13 protein-coding genes are annotated in these 13,780 nt (G+C 56.3%); 3 read left to right on the top strand and 10 right to left on the bottom strand.

Going from position 1 to position 13,780, the window contains the following annotated elements; genetic code table 11:
* Positions 1-6: 6 nt before the first annotated feature.
* The 5 genes from ACWR1S_RS14970 to mnmG all read right to left on the bottom strand — a co-directional run bounded on the left by ACWR1S_RS14970 (position 7) and on the right by mnmG (position 4,800).
* Complete coding sequence (locus ACWR1S_RS14970; RefSeq protein WP_008084411.1) at positions 7-414, bottom strand: F0F1 ATP synthase subunit I; 408 nt, start codon at positions 412-414, stop codon at positions 7-9.
* A 148-nt stretch (positions 415-562) separates the two neighbouring features.
* Positions 563-1,435, bottom strand: a complete 873-nt coding sequence (locus ACWR1S_RS14965) for a ParB/RepB/Spo0J family partition protein (protein WP_454564044.1) — start codon at positions 1,433-1,435, stop codon at positions 563-565.
* Positions 1,436-1,444: 9 nt separating this feature from the next.
* Complete coding sequence (locus tag ACWR1S_RS14960; RefSeq protein ID WP_007911909.1) at positions 1,445-2,242, bottom strand: ParA family protein; 798 nt, start codon at positions 2,240-2,242, stop codon at positions 1,445-1,447.
* 18 nt (positions 2,243-2,260) lie between these two features.
* Positions 2,261-2,905 carry a 16S rRNA (guanine(527)-N(7))-methyltransferase RsmG gene (gene rsmG, locus ACWR1S_RS14955; RefSeq protein WP_454564043.1) on the bottom strand — a complete coding sequence of 215 codons (645 nt, stop codon included), beginning with the start codon at positions 2,903-2,905 and terminating at the stop codon, positions 2,261-2,263.
* Positions 2,902-4,800 carry a tRNA uridine-5-carboxymethylaminomethyl(34) synthesis enzyme MnmG gene (gene mnmG / locus ACWR1S_RS14950; protein ID WP_454564042.1) on the bottom strand — a complete coding sequence of 633 codons (1,899 nt, stop codon included), beginning with the start codon at positions 4,798-4,800 and terminating at the stop codon, positions 2,902-2,904. Before mnmG ends, rsmG begins: the two co-directional genes overlap by 4 nt.
* A 570-nt stretch (positions 4,801-5,370) precedes the next feature.
* Between mnmG and ACWR1S_RS14945 the strand changes: the two genes are divergently transcribed.
* From ACWR1S_RS14945 to ACWR1S_RS14935, 3 genes are all read left to right on the top strand, one after another.
* Complete coding sequence (locus ACWR1S_RS14945) at positions 5,371-5,877, top strand: sigma-70 family RNA polymerase sigma factor (protein WP_454564041.1); 507 nt, start codon at positions 5,371-5,373, stop codon at positions 5,875-5,877.
* The gene (locus tag ACWR1S_RS14940; RefSeq protein ID WP_454564040.1) at positions 5,877-6,824 is read left to right on the top strand and encodes a FecR domain-containing protein; all 948 of its coding nucleotides are present in this window, start codon (positions 5,877-5,879) and stop codon (positions 6,822-6,824) included. The genes ACWR1S_RS14945 and ACWR1S_RS14940 overlap by 1 nt, the downstream gene beginning before the upstream one ends.
* 119 nt (positions 6,825-6,943) lie before the next feature.
* Positions 6,944-9,379, top strand: a complete 2,436-nt coding sequence (locus ACWR1S_RS14935; RefSeq protein ID WP_454564039.1) for a TonB-dependent siderophore receptor — start codon at positions 6,944-6,946, stop codon at positions 9,377-9,379.
* 43 nt (positions 9,380-9,422) lie between these two features.
* On the opposite strand, the gene mnmE is transcribed toward ACWR1S_RS14935, so the two are convergent.
* From mnmE to rpmH, 5 genes are all read right to left on the bottom strand, one after another.
* Positions 9,423-10,793 (bottom strand): tRNA uridine-5-carboxymethylaminomethyl(34) synthesis GTPase MnmE, encoded by a 1,371-nt coding sequence (mnmE, locus tag ACWR1S_RS14930; protein ID WP_034152189.1) that lies wholly within the window; start codon positions 10,791-10,793, stop codon positions 9,423-9,425.
* Between the two features lie 79 nt (positions 10,794-10,872).
* A complete protein-coding gene (gene yidC, locus ACWR1S_RS14925; RefSeq protein WP_034152190.1) occupies positions 10,873-12,552 on the bottom strand; it encodes a membrane protein insertase YidC in 1,680 nt (559 codons plus the stop codon).
* Between the two features lie 2 nt (positions 12,553-12,554).
* Positions 12,555-12,800 (bottom strand): membrane protein insertion efficiency factor YidD, encoded by a 246-nt coding sequence (yidD, locus tag ACWR1S_RS14920; RefSeq protein WP_077430980.1) that lies wholly within the window; start codon positions 12,798-12,800, stop codon positions 12,555-12,557.
* Positions 12,793-13,194: a ribonuclease P protein component gene (gene rnpA, locus ACWR1S_RS14915; RefSeq protein ID WP_042704971.1), complete on the bottom strand. Its 402-nt coding sequence runs from the start codon at positions 13,192-13,194 to the stop codon at positions 12,793-12,795. Before rnpA ends, yidD begins: the two co-directional genes overlap by 8 nt.
* Before the next feature lie 16 nt (positions 13,195-13,210).
* Positions 13,211-13,345: a 50S ribosomal protein L34 gene (rpmH, locus tag ACWR1S_RS14910; RefSeq protein WP_003213577.1), complete on the bottom strand. Its 135-nt coding sequence runs from the start codon at positions 13,343-13,345 to the stop codon at positions 13,211-13,213.
* Positions 13,346-13,780 lie beyond the last annotated feature (435 nt).

Raw genomic sequence — 13,780 nt, 5'->3', positions numbered from 1 at the left:
AACGCCCTAAGGTCTCGAAAGTCTTGTTCTCATCAGCAGGGGAGCGAACCAGCTGACCGACTGAGTCAGCACGAACACGCCGAATACAGCTATCGGCGCCAGTGGCTTCACACCTGCAAACACCAGTGCAAAGAGCACTGCCGTCAAAATCAGTTTGCCTGCCTCGCCGGCATAAAATGACCGGACGATGGACTGGGCTGCTCGGGCGCCGGAAAACCGAAATGCCTTGTGAGCGAAATAAACATTGGGCAGCAAGGCTATCAGGCCTCCGCAAAGTCCCGAGTATCCGGCAACGACTCCGTGCCATTGCCAGAGCGCCAAAGCGGCAATGAGCAAAATGACAAATTGAGCCATCAACACCGGAAAAACCGCCAGGCGATGGAACGGCAGGCGGTTTGGCTTGCGGGTTTCCATCACTATTGCTCTCCAATGGTCGGCTGCCAGAATTCAATAACTTGGCATAATTTGTGCCGACAAAATGCGCGCAGAGTATAGGGGCGGTTCTGCCCCTATTCAACTGTCAGGTAGTGATTTCCGACTGCGCGCTACATGAGGAAATGTTTCAGCGGATGTGTGCGAGCACACCTTGAAGCTCATCGAGCGAGTTATAACCGATCACCAACTGACCCTTTCCCTTCTTGCCGTGGCGAATCTGCACCGCAGAGCCTAGGCGCTCGGCCAGACGCTGTTCGAGACGGGCGATATCCGGGTCGGGTTTGGTCGATTCCACAGGCTCCGGTTTGCCACTCAACCACTGACGAACCAGTGCTTCAGTTTGGCGCACGGTGAGGCCGCGTGCGACAACATGTCGCGCCCCTTCCACCTGCTGATTGTCCGGCAGACCGAGCAAAGCACGGGCATGACCCATTTCCAGGTCGCCGTGGGACAGCATGGTCTTGATGACTTCCGGCAGTGCAATAAGCCGCAACAGGTTAGCCACAGTGACGCGGGACTTACCCACAGCCTCGGCGACCTGTTGCTGAGTCAGCTGGAACTCCTGCTGCAAACGCTGCAGGGCCACCGCTTCTTCGATCGGGTTGAGATCTTCACGCTGGATGTTCTCGATCAGCGCAATGGCGATCGCGGTTTCATCCGGTACGTCGCGCACCATCGCCGGGATGGTTTCCTGCCCGGCTTGCTGGCTCGCGCGCCAGCGGCGTTCACCGGCGATAATTTCAAAGCGACCACCGCCAATCGGGCGTACCACGATCGGCTGCATCACGCCTTGAGCCTTGATCGACAGCGCCAGTTCTTCCAGCGCCTGCGGATCCATGTCCCGGCGCGGCTGGTATTTGCCACGCTGCAGCAGATCCAGCGGCAGGTGTTGCAACTCACGGGTGTCAGCCTGCGCAGCTTGTTCTTCCAGCGCGCTGACGGTCGGACCACTCAGGAGTGCATCCAGTCCACGTCCGAGACCTCGTTTCTTGACGGCCATGGGGATTCCTTAAGTTGCCTGAGCGGCGGCGATGCGTGAATTTTTGCGCTGACGACGAACCATCTCGCCAGCCAGGGCCAGATAAGCCAGGGCGCCACGCGATTGCTTGTCGTACGCCAGCGCCGGCATGCCGTAGCTCGGCGCTTCGGCCAGGCGGATGTTGCGCGGAATCACCGTGTCATACAGCTGCTCGCCGAAGTGTTCCTTGAGCTGCGCCGAGACGTCGTTCATCAGGCTCAGGCGCGGGTCGTACATCGTGCGCAGCAAACCTTCGACTTTCAGGTTCGGATTCAGCAGTTCGGCGATGCGCTTGATGTTATCCACAAGGTCGCTGAGACCTTCGAGCGCAAAGTACTCGCACTGCATGGGGATAATCACCCCGTCAGCGGCGACCAATGCATTCAGCGTGAGCATCGACAGCGACGGCGGGCAGTCAATCAAAATGTAATCGTAGTTTTCACGGATCGGCGCCAGCGCGCTGCGCAGACGGCTTTCCTTCATCTGCATTTCCAGCAGCACCACTTCGGCCGCCGTCAAATCGCGGTTGGCTGGCAGCAGTTGATAACCGCCATGCTCGGAATAGTGCATGGCCTGGGCCAGATCGCATTCGCCGATCAGCAGGTCGTAGACCGAGTTTTCCAGGCCGTGTTTATCCACACCGCTACCCATGGTGGCGTTGCCCTGTGGATCGAGATCGATCAACAACACCCGGCGCTTGGTCGCGACCAGGGATGCTGCGAGGTTGATGCAGGTGGTGGTCTTGCCCACACCACCCTTCTGGTTCGCTATCGCGAATACCTTAGCCATTCTTGCTTGTGTTCCCAATCATGCCGTGCGGCGCAGTATCAGCAGATGGCGTTGGCCTTGGCAACCGGGTACGGCCAGGGCGTGTTCGCTATCGAGTTTGAAGTCTGCCGGCAATGCTACCAGCTCATCGGCCGGATGAACGCCCTTCATTGCCAGCCAGCGTGTATCGGCATCGCCGAGGTGGCGAGTCCAGTGGGTAAAGTTTTCCATGCTGCTGAACGCCCGGGAAATGATCCCGTTGAACGGCTGTGCAGGCTGGAACGCTTCGACGCGACTGTGGATAACTTGCAGGTTATCCAGTTTGAGCTCGAGTTTGACCTGGGTGAGGAAGCGGGTTTTCTTGCCGTTGCTGTCCAGGCAGGTCACTTGCGAGTCTGGATACAGAATCGCCAACGGGATTCCCGGCATGCCGCCGCCGCTGCCGACATCGAGCCAACGACCGTGTTCGATGAACGACATCACGCTCAGACTATCGAGCAAGTGCCGCGAAACCATTTCGTCCGGATCGCGCACGGCGGTCAGGTTGTAGGCCTGGTTCCATTTGATCAACAGGGCCAGATAACCCAGCAGCAATTCGTGCTGGGTTTCAGTGAGATTGACACCGAGCTCGCGGGCTCCTGTGGATAACTCTTCGGCGTGTTGCGAAGTGACCTTAGAACTCAAGCGCTTTGCTCCAACTGACGGCCCGCGCCGCGTTTTTTCAAATGAATCATCAATAGCGAAATCGCTGCCGGGGTCACACCCGGGATCCGAGAAGCCTGGCCCAACGTCTCTGGACGAGTCGCGCCGAGCTTGCTCTGGATCTCCTTGGAGAGACCGGAAATGTTGGTGTAATCGATATCCAGAGGCAATTTCGTGTCTTCACTGGCGCGCAGACGGGCGATTTCGTCCTGTTGACGGTCGATGTAACCGGCGTACTTGGTCTTGATTTCAACCTGCTCGGCGACCTGTGGATCTTCGGCGCCGTTGCCGGTCACTTCGACCAGACCAGCGTAGTCGATTTCCGGACGACTCAAGAGGTTGAGCAAGTTGTATTCGTGGGTCAGCGGTGTGCCGAATTTCTCGGCAATCGCATCGCCCTGCTGCGTATTCGGACGAACCCAGGTGCTTTTCAGGCGTTGCTCTTCCAGCTCGATGCTTTCGCGTTTCTTGCAGAAGGCCGCCCAACGCGCGTCATCGACCAGACCGAGCTCGCGACCTTTTTCGGTCAGACGCAGGTCGGCGTTGTCCTCGCGCAGAATCAGGCGGTACTCGGCACGGGAAGTGAACATGCGGTACGGCTCTTGGGTGCCGAGGGTGATCAAGTCGTCGACCAACACACCGATGTACGCTTCATCGCGACGTGGGCACCAGGCTTCTTTGCCCTTGGCGCGCAGTGCGGCGTTGGCGCCAGCGAGCAAACCCTGGGCGCCGGCTTCTTCGTAGCCGGTGGTGCCGTTGATTTGCCCGGCGAAGAACAGACCGCCGATGACTTTGGTTTCCAGGCTGTACTTCAGGTCGCGCGGATCGAAGTAGTCGTACTCGATCGCATAACCCGGACGCACGATGTGCGCGTTTTCCATGCCGCGGATCGATTGCACGATCTGCAATTGCACGTCGAACGGCAAGCTTGTGGATATCCCGTTCGGATACAGCTCATGGGTGGTCAAACCTTCCGGTTCGATAAACACCTGATGGCTTTCCTTGTCGGCAAAGCGGTGGATCTTGTCTTCGATCGACGGGCAATAGCGCGGGCCAATGCCTTCGATTTCTCCGGCAGCGGAATACATCGGCGAACGGTCGAGGTTCGCCGCGATGATTTCGTGGGTACGGGCGTTGGTGTGGGTAATCCAGCAGCTGACCTGGCGAGGATGCTGTTCTTTGTTGCCCATGAACGACATCACCGGGATCGGCGTATCGCCGGGTTGCTCGGTCATCACCGAGAAATCTACAGACTTGCCGTCGATACGCGGCGGTGTACCGGTTTTCAGGCGACCGACACGCAGTGGCATCTCACGCAGACGATGGGCCAGCGCGATCGACGGAGGATCGCCGGCGCGACCGCCGGAAAAATTCTGCAAACCGATGTGGATAAGTCCGCCGAGGAACGTACCGGTGGTCAACACCACGGAATCGGCGAAGAAACGCAAACCCATTTGCGTGACAACACCACGGACTTGTTCCTGCTCGACGATCAGGTCATCAGCAGCCTGTTGAAATATCCACAGGTTCGGCTGGTTTTCCAGAATTTCGCGGACAGCGGCTTTGTACAGAATCCGGTCAGCTTGCGCACGGGTTGCCCGTACGGCTGGACCTTTGCGGCTGTTCAACACGCGAAACTGGATGCCACCCAAATCGGTAGCCATGGCCATCGCGCCGCCGAGGGCATCGATTTCCTTGACCAGATGGCTTTTGCCAATGCCACCGATGGCCGGGTTGCAACTCATGGCACCGAGGGTTTCCACGTTATGCGTCAGCAACAGGGTTTTTGCCCCCATACGTGCTGAGGCCAGTGCTGCCTCGGTACCGGCATGACCGCCGCCGATGACGATCACTTCAAAACGGGAAGGGAAATCCACCACGCACCTCGTGCCTGCTTAAGTAGGTAATTCAGGAATAGTTTGAGATCAGGTTTCTGGACCTGGTCGACAAGTATAGGGACTTCGACCTTCCTAAAGAACCCTTTGCACAAAATTTAACCAGCTGTGGAGAACTCGAGGTTAAAAGAATAAAAAAGAGAGAAATTTATAAAACCTTTGTTTTTATGTTTATTCTTACTGAGCATCCTTTCTGTGGATAGATTGATGTAAGCCTTTATATTCAATGTGTACAGAGTTTCAAAACCCTGTGCTCATGTACCAATAAGGGCCTTGGATAACCGGTGTAAGCCTGTGGATGAAAGGGGTTGTTATCCACAGAGGGGGTTATCTCCAGTTTTGAACCCCTGTTATCAACTGCCCTTAGTGGCAGTTATTCACAGGGCTTAATCCACTGAAAATCGATAAAACGGCGTATTCGGGACGCAAAAAAATCGCCAACGAGGGTTCTCTGGCGACAAATAAGCTGATGGAGGGAAGTGCGAGGGCTATTGTGAGAGAACGTAACAGAGGCTAATAATAGGCATTATCATTAACTCGTCCACTTTTCCCATGTCCCTACCCGCCCACACTGCTGCGATCGAGAAAATCTACGAGCAACACCATTCGTGGCTATACGGGTGGCTCAAGGGAAAACTGCATGACGCCTGCGATGCCGCCGATGTCGCGCATGACACGTTCGTGCGGATTCTGGCAGCGCGCAATGCCGCACAGATTCGCGAGCCACGGGATTATCTGGCGACCATTGCACGCGGTCTGGTCATTGATCGTTATAGAAGACAGGCCATCGAAGCCGCTTATTTGCAGACCCTGGCGGCTCGACCGGAAGCCACTGCCATCGGCGAGGAAGACAAGGCGCTGATCATCGAAACCCTCGTCGCTGTGGATAAAGCCTTGTCCGGGCTCGGCGCCAGAAGCCAAAAAATCTTTATGCTGTCGCAGATCGATGGCCTGACTTATCAACAGATCGCTTTGCAGCTGAAGGTTTCGCTGACCACGGTGAAGAAGCACATGATCCGCGCGCTGACGGAATGTGCCCTGATCATGGCGCAACGTTGATGGCCATCGCCCCCAATTGCCAGATCTTCGAAGCGGCCGCCGGTTGGTATGTGCAGTTTCAGGCAGATCCGCCAACGCTCGCCGAACAGAAGGCCTGGCAGCTGTGGATAGATAGCGACCCGGCGCATCTGGCGGCGTGGAATCAGATGGAACAACTGCAGCGCCATCTCGGCACTCTGCCTCAGGATCTGAAACGTCGCGCATTAAATACCGGTCAGCAACGTCGCCAAGTGCTGAAATTGTTGCTGCTCGCAGCGGGAACGGGGTTTGTAGGCTGGAATGTTCAGCAACACACTTCCTTGGGAAATGTCTGGGCCGACTATAAAACCGGCGTTGGCCAGCGTCGCAATATCACATTGGCGGATGGCAGCCAGATTCAACTCAACACCGATACCGCTATTGATGTCTCTTTCGATAAAGCACAGCGGCTGATTCGCCTGCGCTCCGGCGAGATCCTCATTCAAACCGGAAAGCTGGGTGATCAACGGCCCTTTTTCGTCGAAACCCGGGATGGCCGGATTCAATCATTGGGCACTCGTTTCTCCGTTCACCAGTTATCGAGCTCAACCCGTGTTGGAGTGCTGGAAGACCGGGTCAGTGTTCAGCCCGGTAATACTTCAACGGCCGCAAAAATCTTGCAGGCAGGCGAAGGCGCTGATTTTGATCGTCAGCACATAGGGCTCATTCATCCATTCAAACCCTCGGAAGTGGCGTGGATCAACGGCCAACTGATCGTTCTCGATGCACGCTTGGGCGATGTGATTGAAGAATTGGGCCGTTATCGCAGCGGAGTTTTGCATTGCGACGCGCGTGCCCGGGAGCTGCGGGTTTCCGGGACATTCCGCCTCAATTCAACGGACGCTGTCCTGGCCAATCTTCAGGCCTCGCTGCCGATCAACGTGCGCTATTTCACTCGTTACTGGGTCTCGATCAGCCACAACGCTTGAACGAAATTTCACCTGGGGAAAATAAATCGCAAACAGGGTTATCTTTTTTTGCCCTGACCCGGCCCTACAGGTAATCGCGATAAACGCGGCTCTTTGCCATCTTCAGGGCTTATCCACACATGCGTCTTCCCACATTTCGTCAGCGTTTTTCCTACCACTGCATTGCTTACAGCCTGCTGATGACCAGCGCCGCGTCCTGTCTGGTGATCAGCCATAACGCCGTCGCTGCATCGCCCACCCAGCGTTATGCGATTGCAACGGGCCCGCTGGACAATGCACTGAGCCAGTTCGCCTCGGCCGCCAACGTGATTCTGTCGTTCTCGCCGCAACAGACCAGCCGCTTGCGCAGTGCCGGGTTGAACGGCAGCTTCACCGTCGACCAGGGATTCGCCCAACTGCTACAGGGCTCGGGTTTGCAAGCCATACCGCAGGCACCGGGCAGCTACATTCTGCAGGCGCTGCCGAACGGTGATTCGCTGGAGCTGGCTCCGACCAACATCAATGGTCAGTTGGCCAACCCGATGAATCTGGATTACGCCGCCGACGTCGGTTACAAGGCGCAGAACAGTCGAATCGGTACGAAAACCAGTACGCCGTTGTCGGAAACGCCGCGCTCGGTGTCAGTCGTCACCGCTCAACGCATGAAAGATCAGAAATCTCAGACGCTGACTGAAGTACTAGGCTACGTGCCGGGGATCTTTGCCCCACCGTTCGCCGCCGGCGACAGTCTGGCAGGAGACCTGTTCTACATTCGCGGATTCAACGCCACCGATTACGGCTACGGTCTGTTGCGCGATGGACTACGCGTACAGGGCAACCGCTATGACACCAGCACCGAGCCTTACGGTCTTGAGCGAGTGGAGATTTTCCGCGGCCCGTCTTCTCTTCTTTACGGGGAAAACGCTCCCGGCGGTCTGGTCAATCTGGTCAGCAAACGCCCGACCGCCGCGCCACAAGGCGAAGTGCAATTGGGGTACGGCTCGAACAATCGCCGGCAGATCGGAGTTGATGTCTCCGGCCCGCTCAATGACAGCGGCAACGTACTTGGGCGAGTGGTGATGCTCGGGCGCAAGTCGGACACCCAGACCGATCATGTTCCGGACGACAGGATCTACATCGCACCCTCCCTGACCCTGAATTTCGACGATTACAACACGCTGACCCTGCTGGCCAACTACCAGAAGGATCACACCAACATGGAACTTGGCCTACCGGCCGCCGGGACGTTGCTGACCAACCCTAACGGCAAGTTAGCCAAAGGCACCCTGCTCGGCGACCCGGACTGGAACACTTTCGAGCGGGAAACCTGGAACACCGGTTACGAATTCAGCCACTCATTCAACGACGACTGGCAGTTCCGCCAGAACTCGCGCTACCTGCAATCGCGTATCAACCGTCACGAAACCTGGCCGGGCAACCTCAACAATGCCGGTTTCGGCACACGCCTGAACATGATGGCCTACGATCGCTACAACAAATCGATGGTGTATTCGCTGGATAACCAACTGGAAGGCAAATTCCAGGTCGGCAGTCTGGAGAACACCGTGTTGTTCGGCGCCAGCTATGACCGGACTTCGTTCAATCAGGACTGGAACGCCGGCATCGTCGGGCCGATCGATGTGTATAACCCGGTTTACCTGCGCGACCCGACCACGCCGATTGCGGTGCAAAACACCTTGCTTGAGCAACAGATGAAAGGGGTTTATGCACAGATCCAGAGCAAGTACGACCATTGGCTGTTCCTGCTCGGTGGCCGTCAGGATTGGGTCGACAGTGATTTCCGCGACAAGGTGGCCCAGTCGAGCGACATCAGCTCCGAGGATAAGAAATTCACTTATCAGGGCGGCGTGATGTACCAGTTCGACAACGGCATGACGCCGTATGTCAGCTACTCCACCTCGTTCGTACCGGTGCAGCAGATTTCCAATGCCGGCGCACCGCTCGATCCGATCACCAGCAGCCAATACGAAGTGGGCCTGAAGTACGAACCGATCGGCTGGGATACTGCGTTCACCGCGTCGGTGTATGACCTGCGCAAAAAGGACGACACCTACTTCGACTCAACGACTGCGACCTATCGCCAGGTCGGCGAAAGCCGTTCCAAAGGTGTGGAGCTGGAACTGAACAGCAACCTGACCCAGAACCTCAATGTTACTGCCGCTTATACCTACACCGATGCGCGCATTACCAAGGATGCCGCGACGTCATTGGTCAAAGGCCATCAAATGACCGGCGTGCCACGTAATCAGGCGTCGGTCTGGGCGAAATACCGCTTCCTCGATGGCGATCTGAAAGGTCTGTATGTGGGGAGCGGTGTACGTTATTTCGACAGTGCCTTCGCTTACACCTCGCCTTCTCTGTACGGAAAGCTCGATGCCGGCGATGTCACGTTGGTAGATGCGGCGATCGGCTATCAGATCGACACGCACTGGAGCGTCGACCTGAATGCGAAGAACCTGTTCGACAAGGAATATGTGTCAGGCTGCAACGACGCTGGCCGTTGCTACTGGGGTGAAGATCGCACCCTGCTCGGTACTGTTTCCTACAACTGGTAAAACGAAAAAGAGGCTGTGGATAAATTGTCCACAGCCCCTTTTTTCATTTACCGATACAGAAACTGGAAAAAATCCGTCCCAGCAAATCATCGGAGCTGAAAGCCCCGGTGATTTCGCCGAGAGAATGCTGGGCCTGACGTAAATCCTCGGCTAGTAACTCGCCAGCGCCAGCCAGGGTCAACTGAGCGCGGCCGTGTTCCAGCGCAGCGCTGGCATGGCGCAAGGCTTCCAGATGCCGACGACGTGCACTGAAGCTGCTTTCCGACGTTTGCTCGTAACCCATGCAGGCCTTGAGATGATCGCGCAGCAAGTCCAGACCTTCACCGGCCGACTTGGCGCTGAGGCTGATCGTCACGTGCCCGTCTTCGCTGGTTTCCAGGACAATCGCTTCGCCGGTCAGGTCGGCTTTGTTACGGATCAGGGTAACTTTTGCCGGATCCGGGCGGGTTTCGAGGAATTCCGGCCACAACGCAAACGGATCCAGCGCTTCCGGGGCGGTTGCATCGACCACCAACAACACCCGATCGGCTTCACCGATAGCCTTCAATGCCCGCTCAACGCCAATCTTTTCCACATGATCATCGGTGTCACGCAGTCCTGCGGTATCTACAACATGCAGCGGCATGCCATCGATGTGGATATGTTCGCGCAGAATATCGCGGGTGGTGCCGGCAATCTCGGTGACGATCGCCGCTTCCCGACCGGCTAACGCATTCAACAGGCTGGACTTGCCAGCATTTGGACGACCGGCAATCACCACAGTCATACCGTCGCGTAGCAAGGCGCCTTGCCCGGCCTCACGCAGTACTGTGGATAACTCATCACGGACTTTGTCGAGCATGCTCAGCACATGGCCATCGGCGAGGAAGTCGATTTCTTCTTCCGGGAAGTCGATCGCAGCTTCGACGTAGATACGCAGACCGATCAGTTGTTCGGTCAAGTTATGCACACGCTGGGAAAACGCACCCTGCAGAGAACGCAGAGCATTACGCGCAGCCTGTGCCGAACTTGCCTCGATCAGATCGGCAATCGCCTCGGCCTGGGCCAGGTCGAGTTTGTCATTGAGGAACGCGCGCTCGCTGAATTCACCCGGACGCGCCAGACGGCAGCCCAGTTCCAGGCAGCGCTTGAGCAACATGTCCAGAACGATCGGCCCACCGTGGCCTTGGAGTTCCAGCACATCTTCGCCAGTGAACGAATTCGGCCCCGGGAAATACAGCGCCAGACCTTCATCGAGCACTTGCTGGTCATCACTGAAAAACGGCCCGTAATGGGCGTAACGCGGTTTCAGTTCGCGGCCGCTTATAGCTTTGGCTGCAACGCTGGCCAGCGGCCCGGAAATACGGACGATGCCCACACCACCACGACCTTGAGCGGTGGCGACAGCGGCGATGGTTTCACGAGGTACGCTCATTAACCGGAATCCAGACAAAAATGACAGATAGCAAAACGCCCCACTAGGGGGCGTTTTGAGTGGTTATCCACAGTGTAAATCAAGCGGCTGCTTTGGTAGCCCGTTCGATCTTACGCGTGATGTACCACTGTTGGGTGATGGACAGGCAGTTGTTCACAACCCAGTACAGCACCAGACCCGCCGGGAACCACAGGAAGAAGAAGGTGAAGATGATTGGCATCATTTTCATGACCTTCGCCTGCATCGGATCCGGAGGAGTCGGGTTCAGCTGCTGCTGGATAAACATGGTTGCGCCCATGATGATCGGCAGAATGAAGAACGGATCCTTGATCGACAGGTCAGTGATCCACAGCATGAACGGCGCCTGGCGCATTTCCACACTTTCCAGCAGAACCCAGTACAGCGAAAGGAAAACCGGCATCTGCACGAGGATCGGCAAGCAGCCGCCCAGCGGATTGATCTTCTCTTTCTTGTACAGCTCCATCATGGCTTGCGACATTTTCTGCCGGTCATCGCCATGTTGCTCTTTCAGAGCAGCCAGTTTTGGTGCAACGGCACGCATGCGCGCCATCGATTTGTAGCTGGCAGCCGACAGAGGGAAGAACAGACCCTTGATCAGCATGGTCAGGAAGATGATCGACCAGCCCCAGTTACCGACAATGGCGTGGATGTGTTGCAGCAGCCAGAAGATTGGCTGGGCAATGAACCACAGAATGCCGTAGTCGACGGTCAGTTCCAGACCTGGGGACAACTCTTTCAGCACAGCCTGGCTTTTTGGCCCGGCGTACAGCACAGCGCTGGTTTCAACTTTGGCACCCGGTGCAGCGGTCAATGTCGGACCGGTGTAACCGATGATGTAGTTGCCTTTGCTGTCTTTACGGGTCTGGACGACGTTGTTTTCGCCCTTGGCCGGAATCCACGCAGTCACGAAGTAGTGTTGCAGCCAGGCTACCCAACCACCGGTGACGGTTTCTTTCAGCTGTGCCTTGTCCATGTCTTTCATGGACACTTTTTTGTACGGCTCCGAACTTGTCCACAGGGCGGCGCCCAGGTAAGTCGCAGTGCCAGTAGCGGTTGTGGACGAAGGGTCAGCGCTGTTATCACGCTTCAACTGCGCAAACATTGCGCCGTTCCAGGGCTGAGCGCTCTGGTTATCCACAATGTAGGAAACGGCTACGTCGTACAGGCCGCGTTTCAGGGTGAAACGCTTGATGTAATTGACGCCGTCCTTGCTGAACTTCAGGTCTACGACCAGTTGGTCCTGACCGTCTGCCAGTTGATAAGTCTTCTTCTCCGAGGAGTAGACCGGACGACCGGCCGGGTTTGCATCCGGGCCATTGGTGCCGATCAGACCGCTTTGGGCCAGATAAACACGTTCGCCGCCGTTATCGAACAGCTGGAACGGAACATCAGGACGATCCTGACGACGTGGATACAGAGGCAAGGTCAGTTGAGCAACATCACCACCTTGTGGATCGATCGCGAGATCGAGCACGTCGGTTTTGATCTGGATCAGATCCTTGCTGGCGGCTACCGGCGTTTCGGCAGGTGCGCTGGTATCGCTAGCGGCGCGCGGAATATCGTCACTGGCGGCAGCATTATTGCCAGTGGCGGTGTCCGGCAAACCGGATGTAGTCGTACTGGAAGCAACATTCTGAGTCGGCAAAGCAGCCTGACCATAGTCCTGGTTCCATTTAAGAACCATAACGTAGGCCACGATTGCCAGGGCGACGATCAGGATCGTGCGTTTGATATCCATGATTACTCGGCCATCGAAGAAGAACGGGAGGTAGGGATAGGTGGAACCGGGTCATAACCACCGGGATTCCACGGATGACAGCGACCTAAACGACGAAAGGCCAGCCAGCCACCGCGCAGAAGGCCATGATTTTCGATGGCTTCTAACGCGTAGCAGGAACAACTAGGGTAGAAACGACAGTGGTTGGCCATTAAAGGACTAATGGCATAGCGATAAAACTGGATCGGAACGAGGGCCAGTTTACGCATCTGGACTGTCTACCCCTACAGTTTCGGTTTTGACTTCTGGAACTGGCTTGCTGCGTGCCAGACGCTTCCAGAGCTTGCCGAAATGCTGAATCAATTCGGGGTTTTCTACATCGCCCAGACCTTTGCGCGCGACGATAACGATGTCCCAGCCGACCAGTGAATCCTGGTGCAGACGGAACGATTCGCGCATCAAACGTTTGAGGCGATTGCGCTCAACGGAGAGCTTTACGCTCTTTTTCCCGATAACCAGCCCGAGACGGGGGTGATCAAGATCGTTGTTGCGTGCAAGGAGCAGGAGATTTTTCCCCGGAACCTTGCCGGTAGGGGAGTCAAAGACTGCCTTGAAATGCCGGGGGGTAAGCAGACGCTTTTCCCGACTGAAGTCCTGACTCACCTCCAGTACCGGATTATCAAACTGCCAGACGCGCACGACCTTTGGCGCGACGACGCGACAGGACTGCACGGCCGTTCTTGGTAGCCATGCGAGCACGGAAACCGTGGGTACGGGCGCGTTTGATAGTGCTTGGTTGGAAAGTACGTTTCATGTCGTGTTACCTGGTTCGTCCACAACGGGCCGGAATGGCCCCCGTTTTAAGAGACCGGGGATTCTAGAGAAAGCAAGCCTTCAGGTCAATTTCCAACCAACGTTTCCTTATAAATAGATCTCGAGGTGTTGTTGGCCTGATCAACTGCTCGCCATACATAAAAATAAAGAAGGGAATTATTTAAAGCTTTTCTGTAAAGCTTATAAAAGCTAGGCACACCGTCTTCTGTGGATAAGTGTCATTAGCCCTTGTTTTACGTGATGTACAGAGAATGACAACTACAGTGGAAAACCGTGTTCAGCCTGTGCTGCGCTGTCGGATAACCTGTGCGTGGAATGGCCTGTTATCCACAGGCAGGTTATCCACCGAGTTCGACCCCCAGTTGTCCAGTGCCCTTAGAGGCGGTTATCCACAGAGCTTATTCACACACCGTTG

The organism is Pseudomonas sp. AIG (genome assembly GCF_977020205.1).
Note: the sequence above shows the minus strand (reverse complement) of the source record. Positions and strands in the feature narration are given on the sequence as shown.